We start from the raw sequence: 25,370 nt of genomic DNA on the forward strand, positions 1-25,370 counted from the left end.
CCCGCATGCACGACGAACTCCGCCGCATCGAGCAGCGCGTCGCCCGCGTCCACGACCAGCGCGTCAAGCCCGCCGTCCACAGCGCCAGGGTCCCGCTCGCCCTCCAGGCCTGGCACGCGCCCGGCGAACCCGTGCCCTTCACCGAGGCGAAGTCGGCCGCGTACAAGCCGTTCAGTGTCGGCACCCCTTGGGGCCCGCCCTGGGGCACCACCTGGTTCACGGCGCACGGAACGGTCCCCGCCGAGTGGGCGGGCCGCCGCGTCGAGGCCGTCTTCGACCTGGGTTTCGTCAACGACTGGCCCGGCAACCAGGCGGAGGCCCTCGTCCACCTCCCCGACGGCCGCCCCCTCAAGGCCGTCAACCCGCAGAACCAGTACGTGCCCGTGGCCCGCCCCGCGCAGGGCGGCGAAGAGGTCGACTACCTCATCGAGGCCGCCTCCAACCCGGACATCCTCGCCGACCGCTTCGCGCACCCCACCCCGCTCGGCGACCCGCGCACGGCGGGCGACCAGCCGCTCTACACCTTCAGGAGCGCCGACCTCGCGATCCTCGACGAGGACGTCTTCCACCTCTCGCTCGACCTCCAGGTCCTGCGCGAGCTGATGCTGGAGCTGAGCGAGCACGAGCCGCGCCGCCATGAGATCGCGCACACTCTCGAAGCGGCGCTCGACGCCCTCGACCTCGACGACATCTCCGGCACGGCCGCCGCCGCCCGCGCCGTCCTCGCCCCGGCCCTCGCGAAGCCGGCGCACGCGGGCGCGCACACCCTCTCCTCCGTCGGCCACGCGCACATCGACTCGGCCTGGCTGTGGCCGATCCGCGAGACGAAGCGCAAGACGTCCCGCACCTTCTCGAACGTGACGGCGCTCGCAGACGAGTACGACGAGTTCGTCTTCGCCTGCTCGCAGGCCCAGCAGTACGAGTGGGTCAAGGACAACTACCCGCACGTGTGGGACCGCATCAAGGAGGCCGTCGCCAACGGCCAGTGGGCGCCCGTCGGCGGGATGTGGGTCGAGTCCGACGGCAACCTGCCCGGCGGCGAGGCCATCGCCCGCCAGCTCGTCCACGGCAAGCGCTTCTTCATGGAGCACTTCGGCGTCGAGACCAAGGGCGTGTGGCTGCCCGACTCGTTCGGCTACAACGCCGCCTACCCGCAGCTCGCCCGGCTCGCCGGAAACGAGTGGTTCCTCACGCAGAAGCTGTCCTGGAACCAGACCAACAAGCTGCCCCACCACTCGTTCTGGTGGGAGGGCATCGACGGCACGCGGATCTTCACCCACTTCCCGCCGGTCGACACCTACAACGTCGAGTTCTCCGGCAGGGAGATGGCGCACGCCGTCCGCAACTACCAGGACAAGGGGCGCGGCACCCGCTCCCTCGCGCCCTTCGGGCACGGCGACGGCGGGGGCGGCCCCACCCGAGAGATGCTGGAGCGTGCCCGCCGGCTCGCGGACCTGGAGGGCTCCGCGAAGGTCGTGGTCGAGCACCCGGACGCCTTCTTCGCCGCGGCGAGCAAGGAGATCCCCGAGGACCAGGTGTGGTCGGGCGAGCTCTATCTGGAGCTGCACCGCGCCACGTACACCTCGCAGGCCCGCACCAAGCAGGGCAACCGCCGCAGCGAACACCGCCTGCGCGAGGCCGAGTTGTGGGCCACGACGGCCGCTTTGCGTGCGCCGGGGTACACGTATCCGTACGAGAAGCTCGACCGGCTGTGGAAGACGGTGCTCCTGCACCAGTTCCACGACATCCTGCCCGGGTCGTCCATCGCCTGGGTGCACCGGGAGGCCGAGGCGGAGTACGCGCGCGTGGCGGGCGAAGTCGAAGCGATCACGGCGGAGGCGGTCGCGGCGCTCGGGGTCGGCGAGGGCGGGCCGCACGTGTTCAACACCAGCCCGTACGCCCGCACCGAAGTGATCCGCACCCCGGCCGGGGAGCCGGCCCTCACCCACGTGCCCGCCAACGGGTCGGCGCCCCTCGCCCCGGCCGTCCCCGACCACCCGGTCACCGTCACGGACGGCCGCACCCTCGACAACGGCCTCGTGCGCGTCGTCATCGGCCCCGACGGGACGCTGGCCTCCGTGTACGACCTGACCGCGGAACGCGAGGTCCTCGCCGGGCCGGGCAATCTGCTCCGCCTCCACAGCGACCTGCCCAACTACTGGGACGCCTGGGACATCGACAAGCACTACAGGAACAAGTACCGCGACCTCCTCGACGCCGAGTCCGTGACGGTGGCCGAGGAGGGGCCGCTGCGCGCCGCCGTCCGTGTGGGGCGCGCCTTCGGCAAGGGCTCCCGCGTCACGCAGACCGTCACCCTGAACGCCGGCAGCAAGCGCGTCGACGTAGAGACAGAGATCGACTGGCACGAGACCGAGAAGATCCTCAAGGCCGCGTTCCCCGTCGACGTCCGCGCCGACCACTCCAGCGCCGAGATCCAGTTCGGCCACGTCAAGCGCCCCACGCACACCAACACCAGCTGGGAGGCGGCCCGCTTCGAGGTGTACGGCCACCGCTGGGTCCACATCGGTGAACCCGGCTACGGCGTCGCGGTCCTCAACGACTCCACGTACGGGCACGACGTCTCGCGCACGACCCGCGACGACGGTGGCACGACCACCACCGTCCGCCTCTCCCTGGTGCGCGCCCCGCGCGTCCCCGACCCCGAGGCCGACCAGGGCGCGCACCGCTTCACCTACTCCCTGCTGCCCGGCGCGAGCATCGCCGATGCCGTTGCCGAGGGGTACGCGCTCAACCTGCCGCTACGGGTGGCCGGTTCGGGCGCCGCGCCGGAGCCGGTGGTGTCGGTGGACGGCGACGGCCTGACGGTGGAGGCGGTGAAGCTCGCCGACGACGGTTCGGGCGATGTCGTCGTCCGGCTCTACGAGTCCCTGGGCGGCCGGGCCGCCGGCATCCTGCGCACGGGCTTCCCCCTCGTCGGTGTCCAGGTCACCGACCTCCTGGAGCGGCCGCTCGCGCAGCAGCCGGACCAGGTGCGGCGGCAGCCGTCGGACGGCGGTGACGCCGTGCGGGTGGCGCTGCGGCCGTTCCAGATCGTGACGCTGCGGCTCGCGGTGGGCGACCGGGGATGAAGTCGTCCGTGGGGAGGGCCGGTTGGTCCTCCCCACGGATCCCGGCTGCGTGATTGTTTCTGACGCATACAGCGAATTTTCATGCAAGTGTCATCACCCCTTCCCCTCTGGCCGGTCCTCTTGGAACACTCTGCTCGCTTCTGTCCCCACACACTCAAGAGGCCCCACACCCATGCCTGAACTCAACCGGCGGCGTTTCCTCCAGATAGCAGGCGCGACCGCGGGCTTCACCGCCCTGTCGAACAGCATCGACCGCGCCGCGGCCATTCCGGCGGCCCGCGTCAAGGGCACTGTCCAGGACATCGAGCACATCGTCGTCCTGATGCAGGAGAACCGGTCCTTCGACCACTACTTCGGCACGATGAAGGGCGTCCGCGGCTTCGGTGACCCGCGCCCGGTGACGCTGCCCAGCGGCAAGCCCGTGTGGAACCAGGTGAGCGGCGGCAAGGAGGTCCTGCCCTACCACCCCGACGCGGCGGACCTGGGCATGCAGTTCATCGCGGGCCTCGACCACGACTGGGCCGGCGGGCACAGCGCGTTCAACAGCGGCAAGTACGACAACTGGATCGCCGCCAAGGGCACGGGCACGATGGCGTATCTGACGCGCCAGGACATCCCGTTCCACTACGCGCTCGCCGACAAGTTCACGGTGTGCGACGACTACCACTGCTCGTTCATGGGGGCGACCGACCCCAACCGCTACTACATGCTGTCGGGTCACGTCGGCAACGACGGCACCGGCGGCGGGCCCGTCCTCGGCAACCAGGAGGCCGGCTACGGCTGGACCACGTACGCCGAGCGCCTGGAGAAGGCCGGGGTCTCCTGGAAGGTCTACCAGGACATCGGCGACGGCCTCGACGCCGCCGGAAGCTGGGGCTGGATCGACGACGCCTACCGTGGCAACTACGGCGACAACTCGCTCCTGTACTTCAACAACTACCGCAACGCCAAGCCGGGCGACCCCCTCTACGACAAGGCCCGCACCGGCACGAACGCCAAGGCGGGCGACGGCTACTTCGACGTCCTGAAGGCCGACGTCAAGGCCGGCAAGCTCCCCAAGATCTCCTGGATCGCCGCGCCCGAGGCGTTCTCCGAGCACCCCAACTGGCCCGCGAACTACGGTGCTTGGTACATCTCGCAGGTCCTAGACGCGCTCACGTCGAACCCGGACGTGTGGAGCAGGACGGCCCTGTTCGTCACGTACGACGAGAACGACGGCTACTTCGACCACGTGGTGCCGCCGTACGCCCCCGCCTCCGCGAACCAGGGCCTGTCCACCGCCGACACCACGCTGGACTACTTCAAGGGCAACGCGAGCTACGCGGCGGGCCCCTACGGCCTCGGCCAGCGCGTCCCCATGATCGTCGTCTCGCCGTGGTCCACCGGCGGCTACGTCTGCTCCGAGACGCTCGACCACACCTCGATCCTGCGGTTCATGGAGAAGCGCTTCGGCGTCAAGGAGACCAACATCTCGCCATGGCGCCGCGCCATCTGCGGCGACCTGTCCTCCGCGTTCGACTTCTCCCTCACGAACACGGACCCGGCGCAACTGCCCAGCACGGCCGGATACGTGCCGCCGGACCACGACCGGCACTCCAGCTACGTACCGAAGCCGCCGGCCAACCCCGTGCTGCCCAAGCAGGAGGCGGGCTCCCGGCCCGCGCGCCCGCTGCCGTACGCGCCGTACGTCGACGGGGTCTCCACGCCGTCGACCGGCAAGTTCCAGCTCACGTTCAGCGGCGGCCCCTCCGCGGGCGCGGCCTTCCAGGTCAGGTCGCAGAGCCGGACCGACGGCCCCTGGACGTACTCCACCGAGGCCGGTAAGTCGATCTCGGACTCCTGGAACTCGACCTACTCCGCCGGGAAGTACGACCTCACGGTGCACGGCCCGAACGGATTCCTGCGCGCCTTCAAGGGCATCAACACGGCCGCCGAGCCCGGCCTCACCGCCCGCCACGACGCGAGCACGGGCAACCTCACGCTCACGCTGACGAACCCCACCGGCGGCGACGTCCACCTCACCGTCACCAACGCCTACGGCGGACAGCCGCAGACGTACACCGTGCGGGCCGGTGCCACCGTCACACAGACCGTCGACCTGCGCGCGACCAACCGCTGGTACGACCTGAAGGTGACCGCCGACAGCGACAGCACGTATCTGCGCCGCCTCGCGGGCCACGTCGAGAACGGACAGGCCGGCGTGAGCGACCCAGGGATCGTCACGGCCTGAGGCCGCCGGGCGTCAGGACCTCTCTGGCGCTTCTGGCGCTCGAAAGTGGTGCCGCCGCCCGTTCCGTCCCGGTTCGGGCGGCGGCGTACGTCACATCTGTCCGGTCTGGATGCCACCACAGGATGGCGCGATAGTGTGCCCGGGTGACGACGCCATCGAACACCCCTGCAGCCTGGTACCCCGACCCCCAGGGCGCGCCCCAGACACTGCGGTGGTGGGACGGCGCGCAGTGGACCGAACACACCAGCCCCGTGCAGCAGCCCGCGGGCCAGCAGGTCCCGCAGCAGGCGCAGCAGCCTCAGCAGCAGCACGTGCAGCAGCAGGCCCAGGGGCAGTTCGCGCCTCAGCAGCACCAGCAGCCTGTGCAGCAGCACCAGCCCCAGCAGCACGCCGCCGGTCCGTACGGGCAGCAGGCCCCGCAGCAGCAACAACAGCAGTACATCGACCCCGCCAAGGTGCAGCGCCAGGTGCAGCACCAGGCAGGCGTCGCGCCCACCGGTCAGGGCGGCGGCAGCCTCTTCACCGAGCCCGTCCTGGTGGTGAACCAGAAGGCCAAGCTGATCGAGCTGACGAACGAGTACACCGTCATGGATCAGAACGGCGCCCAGATCGGCTCCGTCGTCCAGGTCGGCCAGAGCACGCTCAAGAAGGTCGCGCGCTTCGTCTCCAGCCTCGACCAGTTCATGACCCACAAGCTGGAGATCCGCGACGCGTACGGGCAGCCGCAGCTCGTCATGACGCGGCCCGCGAAGTTCATGAAGTCGCGTGTCGTCGTGGAGCGCCCGGACGGCTCGCCGGTCGGCGAGATCGTCCAGCAGAACATGATCGGCAAGATCAACTTCGGCATCAACGTGAACGGCCAGCAGATCGGCGCCATCAAGGCCGAGAACTGGCGGGCCTGGAACTTCTCGATCGTCGACCACGCCGATAACGAGGTCGCCCGCATCACGAAGACGTGGGAGGGACTCGCCAAGACGATGTTCACGACCGCGGACAACTACGTCCTCCAGATCCACTACCAGCTCCCCGAGCCGCTCCTGAGCCTCGTCGTGGCGACCGCCCTCACGGTGGACACCGCCCTCAAGCAGGACTCGCGCGGCTTCGGCTGACGGGTCCGGCGCCCGGCGGGCGCCGTAGTGGCACCATCACCGCGACGTGGGCTGCTCCAGGCCCACCTGCTCGTCCGCCCCGGCCGTCGTGCCGGCCGTCGTCCCGTGCGCGGCGGGGACGCGTGGTCCGCCCGCGCGGCGCGCGCCCGGGACCAGCAACGCGGCGAGCGCGGCGGCGAGGCACAGCGCCGCGAGCAGCGTGAAGCCGTGGGTGTAGCCGGAGGCGTAGGGGAGTCCCGACGCCTGGAGGTGGCCCGTGACCAGGATGCTCATCACGGCGGCGCCGATCGAGCCGCCGATGGTGCGGATGTTGGCGTTCATGCCGGTGGCCGCGCCGGTCTGCGCCGCCGGGACGTTCTGCACGATCAAGTTCGCCATGGACGCGAACGCGAGCCCGATGCCGAGCCCGAACACGCCTGCCGCGAGGGCGACTTGCCACTGCTCGGCGTGCCAGGCGGCGAGCATCGCGCAGGACGCCGCGCCGAACGCCGCACCGGTGGTGAGCAGTGCCTTCGCTCCTACGAGAGGTTCGAGCCTGCCGCTGAGGACTCCGGCGAGGAACATCGCCACGAGCATCGGCAGCATCAGCAGCCCCGCGCCCGTCACGCTCGCCCCGAAGCCGTACCCGGCGGACGGCGGCGTCTGGGCGAACCCGGGCAGGAACGACCACACCGCGTACATTCCCGCGCCGAAGAGCAGCGCGGCCGTGTTCGTCGTCCACACGGCGGGCAGCCGCATGACGCGCAGGTCGATCAGCGGGCTCGCGGAGCGGGCCTCGGACAGCACCCAGGCGGCGAACAGGACCGCGGCGGCGGCCAGCAGTCCGACGACCTTGACCGATCCCCAGCCCCAGGACGTGGCCTGGCTGATGGGCAGCAGCAGGGCGACGAGCCAGCCGGAGAGCAGCACGGAGCCGAGCCAGTTCACGCGTCCGGTGCCGCGCGTCGGCGACTCGGGCACGTAGCGGTACGCGATCAGCGCCGTCACGGCGACGACGGCCGCGGGCAGCCAGAACAGCCAGCGGTAGTCGAGCGCGCCCACGATCGGCCCGGCCGCGACCATGCCGACGCCACCGCCCGCCGCGATGACGGCGGAGAGGTTGCTGATGCTGGGGCTGACCCGGTGACCGGGGAACTCGTCGCGGATGATGCCGAACGACAGCGGGAAGAGCGCGCCGCCGATGCCCTGCACGACGCGGGCGACGATGAGGACGGTGATGCTCGGGGCGAGGGCCGCGAGCAGGCAGCCCACGGTCAGCGCGACGAGCGCGGCCACCATGGTGCGCTTCTTGCCGACGAGGTCGCCGACCCGGCCGAGTATGGGCGTGAAGATCGAGGCGGACAGCAGATAGGCGGTCATCACCCAGGTCGAGGTGGCCTGGGTGGTGTGCAGGGCGTGCTGGACGGTCGGCAGGGCCGGGGCGACCAGCGACTGCATCATCGAGAACACGCCGGCACCCGTCGCGAGGACCGCGAAGGTGAGGCGGTTGGAGCTTCTGGACGCCGGGCCCGGCGCCGTGCGACTTGAGGACGCGGGGCTTTGGGGCAGGGGATTCCTGGGCGTGCGATTCCGGTTCAAGGCGGTGTCTCTCTGAACGGAAGGTGGCCGGGCACACCGGCGTGACCTGCGGCAGGGGCCGCGGTCCGCGGGCGCGCGCGAGCTGGGAGGATGGTGGGATCCGGCCGCTTCGGCCGGTCTGCCCGCAGCGCTGTGCGGCGGGGCACGGGGTGCGTCGGCTGTTAAAGTGGAGGCACCCCTCGACTTCGATAACGATAGCGGAGGGGAGCCTCCGGTACAACCTCGGCAGCCCGCGCTGCCTCACCCCGGGAGTGGCACGCATGACGGACAGGGAACTCGTCGGCGGGATCGTCGCGGCCCAGCGCCCGCGCCGCGCGGACGCGCGCCGCAACTTCGACGCGCTCCTGGCCGCGGCCCGCGACGCGTTCGCCGAGAAGGGCGCGGAGGCGTCGCTGGAGGACATCGCCCGCCAGGCCGGCGTCGGCATCGGCACCCTGTACCGCAACTTCCCCACGCGCAGGCACCTCTTCGAGACCGTCTACGCGGAAGAGGTCGACGCCCTGTGCCGGCTCGCCGACGAACTAGAGGACGCCCCGCCGTGGGACGGGCTCGCCACCTGGCTGCGCCGCTTCGTGGACTACACCGTCACCAAGCGCGCCATCAGGGAGGCGCTCAGCGGTGAGTCGGACATTTTCACCGCCTGCCGCCGCGCCATGCTCGACGCCGGTGAACCGCTGCTGCTGCGCGCGCAGGCCGCCGGGGAGGTCCGCACGGACATGTCCTTCGACGACCTGCTCCGCCTGATCTCCGGCGTCACCGGCGCCGCCTACGTGGACACCGAGCAGCGCGACCGGGTCTTCGGCATCACGCTCGACGGCATGAGGACGCGTCCCGCGCCGCGCAGGCCGTGACGTACAACGCGTAGAGCCGTGACGCATGACGCGCAGGCCGTGACGCGCGACGCGTAGAGCGGACCGCGTGAAGGAAGAGCGCTCTCAGGAAGCCTGGAGCGCGCCCGGGGCCGGCTCCGGCTGGGGCGGGACCGACGGCAGGATGACCACCGTGCCCGGAAGTACGGGCATCGGCGGGAGGCTCTGCAGGCCGGACGGCCCGGACAGGCCCGCGACCGGGCCCGGCTCCGTCACGCGGGGCGGCAGCTCGGGCAGCGGTTCCGCCGCCGTGAGCGACGGCTGCGGTCGAGCCTGCGGAGTCTCTTGGATCTCCTGGGTCTCCGGCGACGTACGCGTGAGGAGCAGGACGCCCCGGGCCGCGAGCGTCGCCCCCGCCGCCGCGAGCAGGATCCCCGTGAGTCCGCCCTGGAGCCGCTCGCCGAGCAGGGTGACACCGATGATCGCCGCGGCCACGGGGTTGGACAGGGTGACCATCGCGAGCGGGGCGCCCAGGCCGCCGCGGTAGGCGATCTGCGACAGGAGCAGGCCGCCCACGGCGAACGCCGCGATCAGCAGCGCCACGACGATCACCTCGACGCTGAGCAGCGGTCCCGTCCGGTCGGTGACCGCGACGGTCACGGTCTGGGCGAGCGCCGAGGCGATGCCCGAGGCGAGACCGGAGGCCGTCGCCTGCCGCAGCCCCGGCTTCGCGCCGCGCCGCGACAGGAGACCGATCAGCGCGGCCGTCGCACCGGCGACCGCGAGCGCCTCGCCGAGGCTGAGCGTGTCGTCGGGGGCCGGGCCCGAGGCCGTGAGCAGGAGCGCGCCGAGTCCGGCGAGCGTGAGCGCGGTGCCGCGCCATTCGACGGACAGGACGCGCCGTCCGGCCATGCGCGCCCCGAGCGGCACGGCCGCCACGAGCGTCAGCGCGCCGAGGGGCTGTACGAGGGTGAGGGGGCCGTACTTGAGGGCCGCTACATGCAGCAGCGCGGCGGACGCGTTGAGCAGGACCGACCCCCACCAGGCGCCTGTGCCGAGCAGGCGCAGGATGCCCGAGTCGGTTCCCGCGGCGCGCGACGCGAGCCGTTCCTGGGCGACGGCGGCAGCGGCGTAGGCGACCGCGGAGACGAGGGAGAGTGCGACGGCGAGGAGGGTGGCGTTCACCGGTGTGCTCCTGTCGCCGTGAGGACCGTGCGCCACGGACCCGTCGCTCCCGACGGGACCGATGACACCGATGAGATCGGTGCGACCGACGCGACCGGTGCCTCGACGGCGGACGCCGAGCCCGCGGTCACCGACACCGGGATGCGCGCGAGCACTTCGGCCGCGGAGAGGGAGCCGCCGCGCTGATGCGCCGGGGTCCAGGGGGCGGGTATCGCCGCGCCCATGGTCTCCGCCGTCGCGGTGAGCGAGGTCGCGGTGCGAGGGGCGGGCAGCAGGTGCCGGCCGAGGGACTGCCCCGGCCGCGGGGTCTGCACGGTGCCGGGCAGCCGGATCACCGCGAGCGCGATACCGAGCAGGGCCGTCGCCACGATCGCGTCCAGCCAGTAGTGGTTCGCCGTGCCGATCACGGCGAACAGGGTGAGCGCCGGGTGCAGGAGCCACAGCCAGCGCAGCCGGGAGCGGGTCGCGGCGATGAGGCCGACGGCGACCATCAGGGCCCAGCCGAAGTGCAGGGACGGCATCGCGGCGAACTGGTTCGCCATCGAGTCGGTCTGCGGCGTCGCGCCGTAGACGGTCGGCCCGTACACCTGGCCGGTGTCCACGAGGTGCGCCGCGGCCAGCATCCGCGGCGGGGCCAGCGGGAAGGTGAGATGCAGCACAAGGGCCGCGGCGGTGAGGGCGGCCAGTACCCGGCGCGTCCATATGTAGTGCCGCGGCCTGCGCAGATACAGCCAGATCAGAAAGGCGGCCGTCGCCGGGAAGTGCACCGTCGCGTAGTACGTGTTCGCGATGTGGACGAGGCCGTCGCTGTGCAGCAGGGCATGCTGCACAGCGCCCTCGCCCGGCAGATGGACGGCGCGTTCGAGGTCCCACACGCGGTGCGCGTTGTGGAACGCCTCGCCGGTGTGGCCATTGGCCAGTTGCCTGCCGAACTTGTAGACGAGGAACAGTCCGACGACCAGCAGGAGCTCCCGGACCAGGGGCGGGCGGGCGACGGCATCCGGCTTGTGGCCGACGGCGTCCGTCTCGCGGCCGGCTGTGTCCGGCTCCGGTTCGGCAGGCTCGGTAAGGGAATTCATCCCCCGGCCCCTTTTCATGACGACTGGGTGGTGCGGTGATGCGGAGGTGAGCACGGCGTGAACCGCGCTCATCGATACGCCAGTGTACCGAAACGCTGGCGTACCGGTACACTGGCGTATCGATAGCGAAGATTCGCGAGGAGAAGAGCCATGGCGTCCCAGGAGCAGGCAGGCACATCAGTGACCACTTCGCGCCGCTCCAAGATCACTCCCGAGCGCGAGAAGGAGTTCTACGACGCGGTCCTCGACCAGCTCCGCGAGAACGGCTACGAGGCGCTCACCATGGAGGGCGTCGCGGCTCAGGCGTGCTGCAGCAAGTCCACGCTCTACCGGCAGTGGAAGACGAAGCCGCAGCTCGTGGCCGCCTCGCTGCGGGCGGGACGCTGCGTGAAGTTCGCCAGTGTCGACACGGGTACGCTCGCCGGGGACCTGCGCTCGGCCGCTCGCGCGGCGGCGGAGCAGGCTGGACGTGACACCCAGCTCGTCCAGGCCCTGGGACACGCGGTCCTCAGTGACGAGGAACTCCAGGCGGCGCTGCGCGAGGCCCTGGTCGAGCCGGAGCTGGCCGCGCTCGGGGCGATGGTCGACCGGGCCGTGGCGCGCGGCGAGATCGCCGCGGACCATCCGGCCGTCGAGTTCCTGGCCGCCCAGCTGCTCGGGGTGCAGCGCATCCGCCCGGTCCTCGAGGGCCGGTACGCGGACGCGGACTACCTCACCCGCTTCGTCGACGCCGTGGTGCTGCCCGCACTCGGCCTGAGCGAAGCCACCTGAACGGGAGACCGCCGTCTGTCGGGATGACCTGACGGCGGTCTGCCCGCGCCGCACCGTGGGGACGGGCGCGGCGCGCACCCCCGGGCCGGGTGGGTCCCTCCTTGAGCGGAGTGGGACCCGCCCGGCCCCTGGGCTTTCTCCCCTGTGACGCCCGACGGGTTGTTACGGGGTCCTGCACGTGTTGTGTGTGGAGGCCCTACACGTCCTGCCCGTTGCCGCCGCCCTCGGCGATCGCGGACTTCTTGATGCCCTTGGTGATCTTGTCCATCGAGGTCACGCCCGGAGCCTTGTCGTTCACGTCGATGCCGAACCGGACGACGACGAGCGACTTGGGGTTGGCCGGCGCGGGGAAGACGAGCGACTCGACGTACCCGTCGTCGCCCTTGGCCGTGACGACCTGCCAGCGCACCAGGTAGCCCTGCTGTCCGGCCACGGTGACGGCCTCCGAGGCCAGTTCCTTGTGCGAGGTGATCTTTCCGTAGATCGCGCCGCCGTACGACTCCTGCGCGTTCTTGGAGATGTCCTCCTTGGCCGCGGCCTCCGCGCCCGTCGCCTTGAGCTTCAGCGCCTCGGCCGAGGCCGAGAACGCGCCGCCGCGCACACACTCCTGCTTCTTGTCGCCGGGGCAGGCGTACGGGCCGGTCGTCACCCCCGCGTTGCCGCCCTTCGTCGTGCCGCCGGTCCAGCCGTCGAGCACGGGCATCGACACCCCGTTGACGAGGTCGGCGGCGAACCCGGTGCCGGAACCCGGGGCCTGCGGAGCCCCGCTCTCCCCACCGGAACCACCGGAACCACCGGAACCACCGGCACCGCCGCTGCCCCCGCTCCCGCCCTGACCGTCACCCGGCCCCTGAGGAAGTCCCGGAGCAGTAGAGGGACTTGACGACGAGTCGGCCCGGTCGCTCTTGCCGTCGCCGTCCCCGGACGTCAGCGCGTACACACCGCCGACGATGCCGCCGAGCACCACCACGGCGACACCGGCGGCGATGGCTATCTTGAGGCCGCGTCGCGGCTTCGGCTCCGGGTATGCGGGGTAGCCCGGGTATCCGGGATGGCCGAACTGTCCCGGCTGCTGCGAGGTCTGCGGATAGCCGTAGGCCTGCGGATGCGCGCCGGGAGCCGCCGGCGCGTAAGCGGGCGGGCCCGGCGCGGCGCCGGGCCCGGCGGCACGGGTCTGTTCCGTCCACACGCTGCCGTCCCACCAGCGTTCGGTGCGGGGGCCTTCGGGCTTCTGGCCGGGATCGGGGTACCAGCCGGGGGGAGTCACCTGGGTCATGGGCGCCACAGTATGAGGCGTGCGTGAAAGAGGCATGAGAGGGGGCCGCTCCCGTTCCGGAAGGGCACTCTCCCACTTACGGCGGAGACCTGCGCAGACCCCCACCCACAACCCCCCGGCTACGGCTACTCTCAACATCTGTACGTCGGTTGAGAGACTTCGGGAGGGTGCGGGATGACGCAGAGTCGGCCTGAAGGAGCCGCCTCGGCCGCCCTGTGGGAGCGGAACACGGAGATCGCGGTCGTCGAGCAGGCGCTCGGCGAACTCTGCGGGGACGCGGCGTCGTCGGGCAGCCTCGTCGTGTTCAGGGGCGAAGCGGGCATCGGCAAGACCGCCCTCCTCGAAGAGGTGCGCCGCATCGCGGCGGGACGGGCCACGGTCTGGTCGGCCCGCGGCGGCGAGACCGTCACCTCCGTCCCCTTCAACGTCGTACGCCAGTTGCTTCAGCCGGCGCTCCTCGCGCTCTCCCAGGAGGAGGCCCGCGAGTATTTCGGCGACTGGTACGAGATCGCGGGCCCAGCCCTCGGCATAGCCGAGCCGGGCGCCCGTCAGGCCGACCCGCAGGGTGTGCGCGACGGACTCGTCGCGGCGGTGTCCCGGCTCGCCCGCCTGCACTGGCCGCTCGTCCTGCTCGTCGACGACGCGCAGTGGGCCGACGAGGAGACCCTCCACTGGCTCGCCGCGTTCGCCGAACGCCTCGACGACCTGCCCGTACTCGTCGTGGTCGCCCACCGCGACGGCGAGGCCACCGCCGCCTCCACCGGACACCTCGAAGCCGTCGGCGCCGTCGCCCGGCCCCGCACCACCCTCTACGCCCTCACCCCCGACGCCACCGCAGGCCTCACCCGCGCCACCCTCGGCGAGCACGCCGACGCCCCCTTCTGCCGCGAGGTGTGGGCCGTCACCGGCGGCAACCCGTACGAGACCGTAGAGCTCCTCGCCAAGGTCCAGGACAGCGAACTCGAACCCTCGGAAGGCTCGGCCGGCGAACTGCGCGCCCTGAACAAGTCGGCGCGCGGCCGCGGTCTGATCGACCGCCTCGAAGGCCTCGGCACCGACGCGACGCGCTTCGCCTGGGCCGCCGCCATCCTCGGCAACCGGATCGCCCACGACCTCGCGGCGCGCCTCGCCGGGATGGCGCCGGGCGAGGCCGGCCGCTGCGCCGTGCGGCTGCGTGCCGCCCGCATCCTCACCGACGCGACGTACGAAGACGGCGCCGTGGGCCTGGAGTTCGTGCACCCGCTGATCGCCAGCGCCGTGTACCGCTCCATCCCCGCGGCCACGCGCACCGCCATGCACGGGCAGGCCGCCTGGGCCGTCACGGCCTCGGGCCACGGCGCCGCGGCCGCCTCCCGGCATCTGCTCCAGGTCCACCCGGACGACGATCCCGAGCTCGTCGAGCAGCTGCGCGCGGCGGCCGGTGAACACCTCGCGGTCGGCGCCCCGGAAGCCGCCCGCCGCTGTCTGGAGCGCGCGCTCCAGGAGCCGCCGCTGCCCGGCGTACGGTCCCAACTCCTCTACGAGCTGGGCTGCGCCACCCTCCTCACCTCGCCCGCCGTCACCATCGGCCATCTGCGCCAGGCCCTCGACACCAAGCCGGGGCTCGACGGGGACGCGCGCGTGGACGCCGTGTGCCGGCTGTCCCAGGCCCTCGTCCACAACAACCAGCTGGAAGAGGCGCTGCGCGAGATCGATGCCGAGTCCGCGCGGCTCGACCCGGGTCCGGCCCGTCTTCGCCTGCAGGCCATGCGCTACATGTGGGAGGGCATCCACGCCGGCGAGGAGGACTCCCCGGGCCGCTCCCGCAGCCTCGCCGCGCTCGCGGGCTCCCTCACCGGCCGGGACAACCCCGAGCGGGTCCTGCTCGTCCTGCGCGCCTTCGACGCGATGACCCGCGGTGAGAACGCCGAGGTGGTGGTCGAACTCTGCGACCGCTCCCTCGTCAACGAACGCCTCGCGCCCGGCCTCGGCTGGACCGACCCCGAGTGGGGCTTCGAACTCCTCGCGATGCTCGGCAGCGCCTATCTGTTCGCGGACCGGCTCGACCGCGCGGAGAGCCTGTTCACCGAGGCCGTACGCGCCTACGAAACCGCCGGCTGGAGCGGCGGCCATCTGGCGCTCGCGCACGCCTTCGTCGGCTACGTCCACCGCAGGCGCGGCCGTCTCACCGACGCCGAGGCCGTCCTGCGCGAGAGCCTGCGCCTGGCCGACCGCGTCGGCCGCGGCCTGCCCATGCACTGGGACGCCGCGTGCATGCTCATCGACACGCTCGTGGCCCGCGGCCGGATCGGCGAGGCCAGGGAGATCGCCGACCGCTACTCCTTCGGCCCGCCCTACCCCACCACGATCGTGCTGCCCGACGCGCACTCCGTCCGCGGCCGACTGCTGATCGCCGCGGGCCGCACGCAGGATGGCGTCAGCGAGCTGGAGGCGGCGGCCAAGGCGGCCACCGCCCGCGGCGGACACAACACGATCATGGCGCCCTGGGCCTGCGACCTGGCCCGCGCACTCGCCACCGAGGACCCGAAGCGTGCCAGGGAACTCGCCGCCGACGCCCGGCTCCAGGCCGAGCGGTTCGGCACGGACACGGCGATCGGGGAGGCCCTGCGCTGCGAAGCCGCGCTGGAGAGCGGCCAGCGCTCCCTGACCCTCTACGCCAAGTCGGTCACCTACCTCGAAGCGTCCCCCTGCGCGTACGAACACGCGGCGGCCCGCGTCGAATACGGCATCGCGGCCCGCTCGGTCGCGGAACTCACCCGAGGCCTCGCGCTGGCCAAGGCGTGCGGCGCCGAGGGCCTGGCCGCGCGCGCCCGCGAGGTCCTCGACACGGGACGCGGCCTGCGCTGACCGCCGGTGTACGCGGGCTTCAGCCCGCGGAGTCCTCGCCGCTCTCCTCGGCGAGGACCCGCTGCGCCACCGCGAACGCCGAATTGGCTGCGGGGACACCGCAGTACACGGCGGTCTGCAGCAGTACGGCGCCGATCTCGTCGGGCGTCAGGCCGTTGCGCAGCGCGGCGCGCACATGCATCGCCAGCTCGTCGTAGTGGCCGTGGGCCACCAGAGCCGTCATCGTGATCATGGAGCGTTCGCGGCGCGACAGCGTCGGGTCGGTCCAGATCTCGCCCCACGCGTAGCGCGAGATGAAGTCCTGGAAGCGGGCCGTGAACGGGCTCTGCCGGGCCTGCGCGCGGTCGACGTGCGCGTCGCCGAGCACCTGCCTGCGCACCTCCATGCCGCGCTTGGCGCCCCCGCCGAGCTGGGCGCGCAGCGCCGTGATCACGGGTTCGGGGCACTGGGCGGGGGCGAGGTGCGAGGCGCCCGCGATCTCGACGAGCGACGATCCTGCCACCGCGTCGGCGATCTCCCGCAGATGCGCGGGCGGCGTCGCCGGGTCCTCGCGGCCCGCGATCAGCAGCGTGGGAGCCGTGATCGAGCTGAGCTCCTCACGGATGTCGAACGCGGCCAGCGCGTCACAACAGGCCGCGTACGCACCGGAGTCGGCGGTGCGATGGTCCTCGACGAGGGCGGGCACGGTGAACCCGGGGGTGAACCAGCGCCGGTCGGCGGTCGCGGCGACCGGGCCGAGCCCCTCACGGCGGACGAGCGCCGCCCGTTCCTCCCAGGGCTTCGAGCCGCCGAAGTGCGCGGACGAGCAGATCACCGCGAGGCTCGTCACCCGCTCCGGGTGGTGGACCGCGAGGTGCAGGCCCACCGCGCCGCCGAGCGACACCCCCGCGTACGCGAAGCGCTCGATGCCGAGGGAGTCGGCGAGGTCCAGGACGAGCCGGGCGAGGTCGGCGACGGTCGCGCCGGGGCCGATCAGTTCGGCCGGGGACTTTCCGTGCCCCGGCAGGTCCCAGCGCACCACCCGGTGGGTGACGGACAGTTCGGGCGCGACCGCGTCCCACAGGGCGGTGGAGGTGCCGAGCGAGGGGCCCAGGAGGAGCGGGGGCGCGGTGGCGGGGCCTTCGGCGCGATGGTGAAGAAGGGTGCTGTGGGTGCCGCGGTCGGGGGATGCAGTGCTCAACGTCGCTCCAGGGCGCGGTCGGTGAGGGCTCCGGCGGAGCCGGTGTATCGGGTGGGGTCGGTGAGGTCGGCCAGGTCGACGCCCTTGAGATCGGGCTCGTCGGCCAGGATCTCGGCAAGGGCCCTGCCCTCGATGCGGGTGCGCCGTGCCGCGTCGGTGAGCAGGGACTTCGCACGGGCGCGCCCGAGCAGGGGCGCCAGCTCGGCGGCCAGGCGCTCCGAGACGATCAACCCGTGGGTGGCGAAGAGGTGTTCACGCATCACGTCGTCGTGGACCTGAAGCCCTTCGGCGAGCTCGGCCGCGTCGCGCGCCGCGCCGCCCACGAGCCGCAGGAGATCGCGCAGCGGCTCCCACTCCGCGTGCCAGGCACCGGCCGGGCGCTCGTCCTCGGCCGCCATCGACGCGTACAGCGTCGCGGCGAGCGCGGGTGCGCGGCGGGCGGCCGCGGCGACGAGCGTGGCCCTCACCGGGTTCGCCTTGTGCGGCATGGCGGACGAGCCGCCGCCCGAACCCTCGGACAGCTCGCCGATCTCCGTACGGGACAGCGTGAGCACGTCCGCCGCCGGCTTGCCGAGCGCTCCGGCCGTGAAGGCGAGAGCACCCGCGAGGTCGGCGACCGGGGTGCGCAGGGTGTGCCAGGGCAACACGGGTGCCACGAGGCCGAGTTCGGCCGCGTACGTCTCGGTCAGCTCCCCGGAGTGCGTGGCACCGAACACGCCGAACGCCGCCAACGTGCCCGCCGCGCCACCCAGTTGGACAGGAAGCGAAGCCCGTACGGCGCTCAGCCGGTCGCGTGCGTCGAGGACGAGGGAACGCCAGCCGGCCGCCTTCAGGCCGAACGTCGTCGGCACGGCGTGCTGCGTGAGCGTACGGCCCGGCATGACGGTGTCCCGGTGTGCGGCGGCGAGCCCCCCGAGCGCGCTCTCCGCGCGCGTCAGGTCGCCGAGCAGCCCGTCCAGCGTCCGGGCCGCGACCAGCATGAGCGCCGTGTCCAGGACGTCCTGGCTGGTGGCGCCCCGGTGGACGTACGGGGAATGCTCCCCGGCCACCGCGGCCGTCAGGTCGGCGACCAGCGGGATCACCGGGTTGCCCCCGGAGCGGGCGCGCAGCGCGAGGTCGCGGGCGTCGAAGCGCCCCTCGTCCGCGGCGGCCCGCGTCACCGCGTCCGCCGCGGCCGCGGGCGCCAGGCCCAGGGCGGCCTGCGCCCGGGTGAGACCGGCCTCCGCGTCGAGCAGGGCGCGCAGGACCGCCGCGTCCGAGGTTGCGGACTCGGCCGGGGAGCCCGCCCGGCCGGGGGAGAGCAGCCCGGCGTCGGGATCGGCGTCAGGACCGACGTGTGTCACTCGAACTCCAGGAAGACCGTTTCGCCTTCGCCCTGAAGGCGGATGTCGAAACGGTACGTGCGGTGCGCGTCTTCCTGCGGCAGCGCGAGCAGCGTCGCGCGCCGCTCGGCGGGCAGGGAGTCGAGCACCGGGTCCGTGCCGTCGGCGAGGTAGGCGCGGGTGAACAGGTGGTGCAGCAGCCCGCGCGCGAACACGCACACGCTGACGTACGGCAGTCCCGCGTTGCCCGGCGGCAGCGTGAAGAGCGCGTAGTGCCCGTCGGCGTCGGTGGCGACCCGGCCGAACCCGGTGAAGTCCGTGCCGTTGCGGCCGAGATGACCGCCGGTCGTGGTGTCGCGGCGCAGCGAGCCCGGCGCCCCGGCGAGCGAGCCGTCGGGCGCGGCCTGCCAGAACTCCAGGATGGCGTCCGGCACCGGGTCGCCCTGGCCGTCGAGCACGTAGCCGTGCAGGGCGATCGTGTCGGGGTGCCCCTTCGGCGCGACCTGCTCGCCCTCGGGGAAGGGCAGGGCGTAGCCGTAGAACGGGCCGACGGTGTGCGACGGCGTGGGGAGGAGCTTCTCGGGCACGGAGGTCATCGGCCTTCCTCGATCCAGGTGGCGGAGGGACCGTCGAGGACGATGTCCCACTCGTAGCCGAGGGAGAACTCGGGCTGGGACAGGTCGTGCTTGTACGCCGCGACCAGACGGCCTCGGGCCGACTCGTCCGTCACCGACCGCAGGATCGGGTCGTAGCGGAACAACGGGTCGTTCGGGAAGTACATCTGCGTCACGAGCCGCTGTGTGAACGCGTCGCCGAACAGGGAGAAGTGGATGTGCGCGGGCCGCCAGGCGTTGGCATGGTTGCGCCACGGGTACGCGCCCGGCTTGACGGTGGTGAAGGAGTACCGCCCCTGATCATCCGTCAGGGTCCGTCCCACACCCGTGAAGTTGGGGTCGAGCGGTGCCGGGTGCTGGTCGCGCAGATGCGCGTACCGGCCCGACGCGTTGGCCTGCCAGATCTCCACGAGCTGGCCGCGCACGGGGCGGCCGTTGCTGTCGAGCAGCCGTCCGGAGACGGTGATGCGCTCGCCGAGCGGCTCGCCCGCGTGCTGGCGCGTCAGGTCCTGGTCGATGTCCGTGACGTCGGTGGCGCCGAAGACGGGTCCGGACAGCTCGACGGTCTCCGGGTCGCCGCCGTGCACGGCGACGAGCGGCTGCTTCGGGTGGCGCAGGAGCGAGCTGCGGTACGGCGCGTAGTCGCGCGCCGGCTGGTGCTGGGCGGGGGCGCCGCCCGCGCGCGCCTTGTCGTACGCGTTCTGGAGGTCCGCGATCTCGACGTCGATGTCCGACTGGGTGAGTGCCATGGTGGGTTCCTGAGTCCTTAGCGTTCGAGGCCGGGCGCGAGGCCCTGTCCGACGCCGATGCAGAGGGTGGCGACGCCGGTGCCGGAACCGGCGTCCGGGCGGACGGAGGCGAGGGAGCCGTTGTACCTGCCGGACGGCGTGCGGACGGCATCGACGACGTGGACGTCCTTCATCGGGCTCCCTCCGGGACGCGGACCTCGGCGGCGGTCCTCGCGGTGACGTCGTCGACGGTGACGCCGGGGGCCAGCTCGACGAGTTCGAGCCCGTCGGCGGTGACGTCGAGGACGCAGAGGTCGGTGATGACGCGGTTGACGCAGGCCTTGCCGGTGAGCGGCAGGGTGCAGTCCTCGACGATCTTGGGGGTGCCGTCCTTGGCGGTGTGGGTCATGGCGACGATGACCGTCCGCGCGCCGTGGACGAGGTCCATGGCCCCGCCGATGCCGGTGATCATCTTGCCGGGGACGGCCCAGTTGGCGAGGTCGCCGCGGGCGGAGACCTGCATGGCGCCCAGGACGGCGACGTCGATGTGGCCGCCGCGGATCATGCCGAAGGAGAGCGCCGAGTCGAAGTAGGAGGCGCCGGGCAGGACGGTGACGGTCTCCTTGCCGGCGTTGATGAGGTCGGGGTCGACCTCGACGTCGGTGGGGTAGGGGCCGACGCCTAGGATGCCGTTCTCGGATTCGAGGATCACCTCGACGCCGGGCGGCAGGTGGTTGGGGATGAGGGTCGGCAGGCCGATGCCGAGGTTGACGTACTGGCCGTCGCGCAGCTCGCGTGCGGCGCGGGCGGCCATTCCTTCGCGGGTCCAGGCCATCAGCTGCTCACCGTTCCTCGTGCCGGAGGCGCGGAGACGGTGCGCCGTTCGATCTGCTTGTCCGTGGCCTGCTCGGGGGAGAGGGCGACGACGCGCTGGACGAAAATGCCGGGCAGGTGCACGGCGTCGGGGTCGATGTCGCCGGGTTCGACGAGTTCCTCCACCTCGGCGACGGTGATGCGTCCGGCCATCGCCGCGAGGGGGTTGAAGTTGCGGGTCGACTTGTTGAACACGAGGTTCCCGTGGCGGTCGCCCTTGGCGGCGCGCACGAGGGCGTAGTCGGTGCGGATGCCGTGTTCGAGGACGTAGGCCGTGCCGTCGAAGGTGCGGACCTCCTTGGGCGGGGACGCCAGCGCGACGCCGCCCTGGCCGTCGTAGCGCCAGGGGAGTCCGCCCTCGGCGACCTGGGTGCCGACGCCGGCGGGGGTGTAGAAGGCGGGGATGCCGGCCCCGCCGGCCCGCAGTCGCTCGGCGAGAGTGCCCTGCGGGATCATCTCGACCTCGACCTCTCCGGACAGGTACTGGCGGGCGAACTCCTTGTTGGCGCCGATGTACGACCCGGTGACCCGGGCGATCCGCCCGGCCGCGAGCAGTACGGCCAGGCCCGAGTCCATCGCCCCGCAGTTGTTGGAGACCACGCTCAGGCCCGTGGTGCCGCGCTCGTGGAGCGCGCCGATGAGCACGTTCGGTACGCCGACCAGACCGAACCCGCCGACCGCGAGGGACGCCCCGTCCCCCACGTCGGCGACCGCTTCCGCCGCCGTCGCCACCACCTTGTCCATCCGGGCCAGCCTCTCCGCGAACCTGAAATGCTCAGCGCACTGAGCATTTATGTGACTGGCGCTTACGGTGCCACCGCATGCCCGTACCCGTCAATAGCCCAGGGTGGTGACGGAAGAGGTGGGGGAGTCGACTCGACATGGGCTGCCCGATGGTCGAGTATTGGTCAGTACACACCCGAAAAAGACCGGAGGTCCGCGATGGCCGCGGTGGATCTGACCACCCACCCGGGGCACCTGGCCCGGCGCCTCCAGCAGGCCCACTACCTGCTGTGGAACACGATGGTCTCCGAGGAGATCACCTCACCGCAGTTCGCCGTCCTGAACGCGCTCGTCGCCGAGCCCGGCCTTGACCAGCGCACCGTGGGTGAGCGCGTCGGCCTCGACCGCTCGACCATCGCCGAGGTCATCAGCCGCCTCAGCCGCCGCGGACTGATCGACAAGGTGCGCGACCCGCAGGACGGCCGGCGCTCCCTGCTGCGCCTCACGGACGACGGGACGCGTGTCCACCGCAAACTGACCGTGCGCACGGCCCGGATGAACCAGATCTTCCTCGCGCCGCTGTCCGCCGACGAGCAGACCGTGTTCTTCGACCTGATCCAGCGCGTCTCGGACGCGGCCGAGGGGCTCCGCAATCCGACGGAGCCGCTCGCGAAGGCCTGACGACGGCGTCCCGGTGTGACCCAGGGCTCTCACCGCTCGGCGAAGAGAACCCACACCTGCCCGCGCGCGAACGTCATCCGCCTGCCGTCGGCCGCCGTTGTGAACCGCGTGCCGTCGGCCGCCGAGCGCCGCTCCCACCGGACGTCGTACGCCCGCCCGTCCCGCAGCACCGTCGCCTTGCCCGCACCCACCGTGTCGGAGAACGGTGACGTGTTCCCCGACCGGTCGTGGAACCGCGAGCTGCGGACATCGACGTACTGGACCACGACGGTCGCAGCGTTCAGCATCCCGCCGTCCGTCGTGCGCGCCCGGGTGCCGTCCATCGATACCTGCCAACTGCCGCTCTGTGCCGACCAGTTGAAGGTGAAACGCGCCGTCGGGAAGCGCACGGTGAGAGCGTTCTTCGCCTGCCCGCCCGCCGGGCGCGCCCCGAACGTGACCCCGGCCGCCGCCAGCGCGCCCGCCTGCGGCGTCACGCCCAGCTTGGCCGGGCGGAGGTAGAGGTTGTGCGGCGCGGGCTTGTCGCTGCCTCGGAAGTAGGCGGCCGCCGGGGCCTTGCCGGGCGGGACTGCGTCGAGTGGGGCCTCGGCGATCAGCGGCAGCAGCTTCGACTGCGCGCCGGAGAACGCGAGCGTGGGGCGGTCGAACTGCCGCAGCAGTTCGAGATCGGTCTCGCGGGCGCTGCGCACCGGGCCGACCACGGGCGGAAGCTTGGTCGCGTACACGGCCATCAGCCGACTCAGGCCGCTCTCCACCTGCTCCGCGTAGATGATGTCGGCCCGGCCGATACCGGTCTGCGGGCGGGCGGGCCCCACGTTGTCGATCTTCACGGCGAGAACGGGGCCACGGCTTCCCCCTCCGGTGGGGCTCGCGGAGTGGCCGTCCGGCGGGTGTCCGTCGCCGACCGTGCACCCGGCGGCCGTCGCGGCCAGGACCGCCGCGACGATCGCGGCCCGCCGCACGCGCGTCACCCGCACCCGTCGTATGTCCACCCCGGGGTGATACCCGCCCGGCAGCGGATCGATCAGTTCCGGTCGAACATGTTCGAAATGCTTGGAAGCTCGCGTGAGCCGACGCTCATACCGGCTAGCGCAGGACATCCGCCAGGTCGTACCGCACCGGCTCGTCCAGCTGCGCGTACGTGCAGCTCTCGGGCGTGCGGTCCGGGCGCCAGCGGCGGAAGCGGGCCGTGTGACGGAAGCGCGCGCCGTTCTCCATGTGCTCGTACGCCACCTCGGCGACGAGCCGCGGCTCCAGCGGTACCCACGACAGGTCCTTCTTGCCGGTCCAGCGGCTCGTCGCCCCGGGCAGGCGGGCCTTCTCGTGCGCCGACTCCTCGGTCCACGCGGCCCACGGATGATCCTCGGCGGACTCCAGCCGCAGCGGCTCCAGCTCCGCGATCAGCTCCGTACGCCGCTTCATCGTGAACGCCGCGCACACGCCCACGTGCTGGAGAACGCCTCCGTCGTCGTACAGGCCCAGCAGCAGGGAGCCGACCACCGGGCCGCTCTTGTGGAAGCGGTAGCCGGCCACGACGCAGTCCGCGGTCCGCTCGTGCTTGATCTTGAACATCAGGCGTTCGTTCTCGCGGTAGCGCAGGTCGAAGGGCTTGGCGATCACCCCGTCGAGGCCCGCGCCCTCGTACTGCTCGAACCACGTCTGCGCCAGCTCGGCGTCGGTCGTCGAGGGGGCCAGGTGGACGGGCGGCGTCGCGCCCGACAGCGCTTCGGCCAGGCGGGCCCGGCGGTCCACCATGGGCGTGTCCATCAGGGACTCGTCGCCGAGGGCCAGTACGTCGAACGCGACGAACGACGCCGGGGTCCGCTCCGCCAGCGTCTTCACCCGGGAGGCGGCCGGGTGGATGCGTTCGGTGAGCGCGTCGAAGTCGAGCCGGCCGTCCCTGGCGATCACGATCTCGCCGTCCAGGACACAGCGCTCCGGCAGCCGGTCGAGGAGGGCGGCGACCAGCTCGGGGAAGTAGCGGGTCAGGGGCTTGCCCGTGCGGCTGCCGATCTCCAGGTCGGCGCCGTCCCGGAACACGATCGCGCGGAAGCCGTCCCACTTCGCCTCGTAACTCATCCCCGGCGGGATCTTTGCGACGGACTTGGCGAGCATCGGCTTCACGGGCGGCATCACCGGCAGATCCATGACCATGAGCCGATTCTGACGCGATCCGCGGGCACCCGCCCGGTATGCGCCCGGCGGCCGATACGCCTAGCGTGACCCGCATGGGCAAGTCGAACGGTGCGGCGGTGGAGCTGGAGGCGGGGGAGCGGACGGTACGCCTGTCCAGCCCCGACCGGGTCATGTTCCCCGAGCCCGGCTACACCAAGCTCGACCTCGCCCGCTACTTCCTCTCCGTCGGGCCCGGCATCGTGCGCGCCCTGCGCGACCGCCCCACCACCCTCCAGCGCTACCCCGAGGGCCTGGACGGCGAGTCCTTCTACCAGAAGCGCGCCGCGAAGAACCTGCCCGACTGGATCCCCACCGGCACCATCACCTTCCCCAGCGGGCGCCACGCGGACGAGATGTGCCCCACCGAGATCGCCGCCGTCATCTGGGCGGCCCAGTACGGCACCCTCACCTTCCACCCCTGGCCCGTGCGGCGCGCGCACCCCGACCACCCCGACGAGCTGCGCATCGACCTCGACCCGCAGCCCGGCACCGACTACACCGACGCCGTCCGCGCCGCCCACGAGCTGCGCTCCGTCCTCCATGACTTCGGCGGCCTGCGCGGCTGGCCCAAGACGTCCGGCGGCCGCGGCCTGCACGTCTTCGTGCCGATCGCCCCGCACTGGACGTTCGTCGAGGTGCGCCGCGCGGCCATCGCCTGCGGCCGTGAGCTGGAGCGCCGCATGTCCGACCGCGTCACCACCGCCTGGTGGAAGGAGGAGCGCGGCGAGCGCATCTTCGTCGACTTCAACCAGACCGCACGCGACCGCACCATCGCCTCCGCCTACTCCGTACGGCCACGGCCGAACGCCCCCGTCTCCGCGCCGCTGCGCTGGGACGAGGTCGACGACGCGCGCCCGGCCGACTTCGACATCGGCTCCATGCCGGCCCGCTACGCCGAACTCGGCGACGTCCACGAGGACATGGACGAGCACGCCTTCCGGCTCGACGCGCTCCTCGAACTCGCCGACCGGGACGAACGGGACCGCGGCCTCGGCGACATGCCGTACCCGCCCGAGTACCCGAAGATGCCGGGCGAGCCCAAGCGGGTACAGCCGAGCCGGGCCAGACACGAGGACTGACCCGGCTCGACTCGCTCAACTC

At 72.2% G+C, this 25,370-nt stretch carries 19 protein-coding genes and 2 pseudogenes; 8 read left to right on the top strand and 13 right to left on the bottom strand.

Annotation, left to right across the window (positions count from 1 at the left end):
- Nucleotides 1-5 precede the first annotated feature (5 nt).
- From AC07EJ_RS29450 to AC07EJ_RS29460, 3 genes are all read left to right on the top strand, one after another.
- Nucleotides 6-3,089, top strand: a complete 3,084-nt coding sequence (locus tag AC07EJ_RS29450) for an alpha-mannosidase (RefSeq protein ID WP_478885386.1) — start codon at nt 6-8, stop codon at nt 3,087-3,089.
- A 172-nt stretch (nt 3,090-3,261) separates the two neighbouring features.
- The gene (locus AC07EJ_RS29455) at nt 3,262-5,319 is read left to right on the top strand and encodes a phosphocholine-specific phospholipase C (protein WP_478885387.1); all 2,058 of its coding nucleotides are present in this window, start codon (nt 3,262-3,264) and stop codon (nt 5,317-5,319) included.
- A gap of 143 nt (nt 5,320-5,462) precedes the next feature.
- Nucleotides 5,463-6,428 (top strand): LURP-one-related family protein, encoded by a 966-nt coding sequence (locus AC07EJ_RS29460; protein ID WP_478885388.1) that lies wholly within the window; start codon nt 5,463-5,465, stop codon nt 6,426-6,428.
- 36 nt (nt 6,429-6,464) lie between these two features.
- Here AC07EJ_RS29460 and AC07EJ_RS29465 read toward each other — a convergent pair whose 3' ends face one another.
- Nucleotides 6,465-7,976, bottom strand: a complete 1,512-nt coding sequence (locus AC07EJ_RS29465; protein WP_389484432.1) for an MFS transporter — start codon at nt 7,974-7,976, stop codon at nt 6,465-6,467.
- Between the two features lie 290 nt (nt 7,977-8,266).
- On the opposite strand from AC07EJ_RS29465, the gene AC07EJ_RS29470 reads away from it, so the two are divergent.
- Nucleotides 8,267-8,857 carry a TetR/AcrR family transcriptional regulator gene (locus tag AC07EJ_RS29470; protein ID WP_389484276.1) on the top strand — a complete coding sequence of 197 codons (591 nt, stop codon included), beginning with the start codon at nt 8,267-8,269 and terminating at the stop codon, nt 8,855-8,857.
- Nucleotides 8,858-8,941: 84 nt separating this feature from the next.
- Here the strand turns inward: AC07EJ_RS29470 and AC07EJ_RS29475 are convergent, their stop codons facing one another.
- Together AC07EJ_RS29475 and AC07EJ_RS29480 are read right to left on the bottom strand one after the other, a co-directional pair.
- A complete protein-coding gene (locus tag AC07EJ_RS29475) occupies nt 8,942-10,000 on the bottom strand; it encodes a DMT family protein (protein WP_389484273.1) in 1,059 nt (352 codons plus the stop codon).
- Between the two features lie 284 nt (nt 10,001-10,284).
- Nucleotides 10,285-11,079 (bottom strand): annotated as a pseudogene (locus AC07EJ_RS29480) (phosphatase PAP2 family protein); the annotation flags it as partial.
- Between the two features lie 150 nt (nt 11,080-11,229).
- Here AC07EJ_RS29480 and AC07EJ_RS29485 point away from each other — a divergent pair.
- Complete coding sequence (locus AC07EJ_RS29485) at nt 11,230-11,850, top strand: TetR/AcrR family transcriptional regulator (RefSeq protein ID WP_383880966.1); 621 nt, start codon at nt 11,230-11,232, stop codon at nt 11,848-11,850.
- Nucleotides 11,851-12,046: 196 nt separating this feature from the next.
- Here AC07EJ_RS29485 and AC07EJ_RS29490 read toward each other — a convergent pair whose 3' ends face one another.
- Entirely contained in the window at nt 12,047-13,126 is a 1,080-nt protein-coding gene (locus AC07EJ_RS29490) for a DUF2510 domain-containing protein (RefSeq protein ID WP_478885389.1), read from the bottom strand.
- Nucleotides 13,127-13,300: 174 nt separating this feature from the next.
- On the opposite strand from AC07EJ_RS29490, the gene AC07EJ_RS29495 reads away from it, so the two are divergent.
- On the top strand, nt 13,301-15,973 hold the full coding sequence (locus tag AC07EJ_RS29495; protein WP_389484269.1) for an ATP-binding protein: 2,673 nt from the start codon (nt 13,301-13,303) through the stop codon (nt 15,971-15,973).
- A 19-nt stretch (nt 15,974-15,992) separates the two neighbouring features.
- Here AC07EJ_RS29495 and pcaDC read toward each other — a convergent pair whose 3' ends face one another.
- The 7 genes and pseudogenes from pcaDC to AC07EJ_RS29530 form a co-directional block, all read right to left on the bottom strand.
- Entirely contained in the window at nt 15,993-17,153 is a 1,161-nt protein-coding gene (gene pcaDC / locus AC07EJ_RS29500; RefSeq protein WP_478885390.1) for a bifunctional 3-oxoadipate enol-lactonase/4-carboxymuconolactone decarboxylase PcaDC, read from the bottom strand.
- Nucleotides 17,150-18,496, bottom strand: coding sequence for a 3-carboxy-cis,cis-muconate cycloisomerase (gene pcaB, locus AC07EJ_RS29505; RefSeq protein WP_478885391.1), 1,347 nt, complete (start codon nt 18,494-18,496; stop codon nt 17,150-17,152). The genes pcaDC and pcaB overlap by 4 nt, the downstream gene beginning before the upstream one ends.
- On the bottom strand, nt 18,493-19,071 hold the full coding sequence (gene pcaG / locus AC07EJ_RS29510; RefSeq protein WP_389484262.1) for a protocatechuate 3,4-dioxygenase subunit alpha: 579 nt from the start codon (nt 19,069-19,071) through the stop codon (nt 18,493-18,495). Before pcaG ends, pcaB begins: the two co-directional genes overlap by 4 nt.
- The gene (gene pcaH, locus AC07EJ_RS29515; RefSeq protein WP_389484260.1) at nt 19,068-19,838 is read right to left on the bottom strand and encodes a protocatechuate 3,4-dioxygenase subunit beta; all 771 of its coding nucleotides are present in this window, start codon (nt 19,836-19,838) and stop codon (nt 19,068-19,070) included. Before pcaH ends, pcaG begins: the two co-directional genes overlap by 4 nt.
- Before the next feature lie 92 nt (nt 19,839-19,930).
- Nucleotides 19,931-20,011: pseudogene (locus tag AC07EJ_RS29520) on the bottom strand (thiolase family protein); the annotation flags it as partial.
- Nucleotides 20,008-20,652 carry a CoA transferase subunit B gene (locus AC07EJ_RS29525; RefSeq protein WP_478885392.1) on the bottom strand — a complete coding sequence of 215 codons (645 nt, stop codon included), beginning with the start codon at nt 20,650-20,652 and terminating at the stop codon, nt 20,008-20,010. The gene AC07EJ_RS29525 and the pseudogene AC07EJ_RS29520, both read right to left, overlap by 4 nt.
- A complete protein-coding gene (locus tag AC07EJ_RS29530) occupies nt 20,652-21,434 on the bottom strand; it encodes a CoA transferase subunit A (protein ID WP_389484256.1) in 783 nt (260 codons plus the stop codon). Before AC07EJ_RS29530 ends, AC07EJ_RS29525 begins: the two co-directional genes overlap by 1 nt.
- Before the next feature lie 198 nt (nt 21,435-21,632).
- Here AC07EJ_RS29530 and AC07EJ_RS29535 point away from each other — a divergent pair, with 198 nt between their 5' ends.
- Nucleotides 21,633-22,094 (top strand): MarR family winged helix-turn-helix transcriptional regulator, encoded by a 462-nt coding sequence (locus AC07EJ_RS29535; RefSeq protein WP_389484254.1) that lies wholly within the window; start codon nt 21,633-21,635, stop codon nt 22,092-22,094.
- A 29-nt stretch (nt 22,095-22,123) separates the two neighbouring features.
- Here AC07EJ_RS29535 and AC07EJ_RS29540 read toward each other — a convergent pair whose 3' ends face one another.
- Both AC07EJ_RS29540 and AC07EJ_RS29545 read right to left on the bottom strand, forming a co-directional pair.
- Nucleotides 22,124-23,086: a DUF3048 domain-containing protein gene (locus AC07EJ_RS29540; RefSeq protein WP_478885393.1), complete on the bottom strand. Its 963-nt coding sequence runs from the start codon at nt 23,084-23,086 to the stop codon at nt 22,124-22,126.
- Between the two features lie 94 nt (nt 23,087-23,180).
- A complete protein-coding gene (locus AC07EJ_RS29545) occupies nt 23,181-24,242 on the bottom strand; it encodes an ATP-dependent DNA ligase (protein ID WP_393583468.1) in 1,062 nt (353 codons plus the stop codon).
- Nucleotides 24,243-24,322: 80 nt separating this feature from the next.
- Between AC07EJ_RS29545 and ligD the strand changes: the two genes are divergently transcribed.
- Nucleotides 24,323-25,348: a non-homologous end-joining DNA ligase gene (ligD, locus tag AC07EJ_RS29550; protein WP_389484250.1), complete on the top strand. Its 1,026-nt coding sequence runs from the start codon at nt 24,323-24,325 to the stop codon at nt 25,346-25,348.
- Nucleotides 25,349-25,370: the final 22 nt, after the last annotated feature.

The organism is Streptomyces sp. NPDC045026 (assembly GCF_056432625.1).

Coding starts and splice junctions, on each gene's coding strand:
- AC07EJ_RS29450 (WP_478885386.1), top strand. CDS start 6: ATGCACGACGAACTCCGCCGCATCGAGCAGCGCGTCGCCCGCGTCCAC.
- AC07EJ_RS29455 (WP_478885387.1), top strand. CDS start 3,262: ATGCCTGAACTCAACCGGCGGCGTTTCCTCCAGATAGCAGGCGCGACC.
- AC07EJ_RS29470 (WP_389484276.1), top strand. CDS start 8,267: ATGACGGACAGGGAACTCGTCGGCGGGATCGTCGCGGCCCAGCGCCCG.
- AC07EJ_RS29485 (WP_383880966.1), top strand. CDS start 11,230: ATGGCGTCCCAGGAGCAGGCAGGCACATCAGTGACCACTTCGCGCCGC.
- AC07EJ_RS29490 (WP_478885389.1), bottom strand. CDS start 13,126: ATGACCCAGGTGACTCCCCCCGGCTGGTACCCCGATCCCGGCCAGAAG.
- AC07EJ_RS29495 (WP_389484269.1), top strand. CDS start 13,301: ATGACGCAGAGTCGGCCTGAAGGAGCCGCCTCGGCCGCCCTGTGGGAG.
- pcaG (WP_389484262.1), bottom strand. CDS start 19,071: ATGACCTCCGTGCCCGAGAAGCTCCTCCCCACGCCGTCGCACACCGTC.
- pcaH (WP_389484260.1), bottom strand. CDS start 19,838: ATGGCACTCACCCAGTCGGACATCGACGTCGAGATCGCGGACCTCCAG.
- AC07EJ_RS29525 (WP_478885392.1), bottom strand. CDS start 20,652: ATGGCCTGGACCCGCGAAGGAATGGCCGCCCGCGCCGCACGCGAGCTG.
- AC07EJ_RS29530 (WP_389484256.1), bottom strand. CDS start 21,434: ATGGACAAGGTGGTGGCGACGGCGGCGGAAGCGGTCGCCGACGTGGGG.
- AC07EJ_RS29535 (WP_389484254.1), top strand. CDS start 21,633: ATGGCCGCGGTGGATCTGACCACCCACCCGGGGCACCTGGCCCGGCGC.
- AC07EJ_RS29545 (WP_393583468.1), bottom strand. CDS start 24,242: ATGGATCTGCCGGTGATGCCGCCCGTGAAGCCGATGCTCGCCAAGTCC.
- ligD (WP_389484250.1), top strand. CDS start 24,323: ATGGGCAAGTCGAACGGTGCGGCGGTGGAGCTGGAGGCGGGGGAGCGG.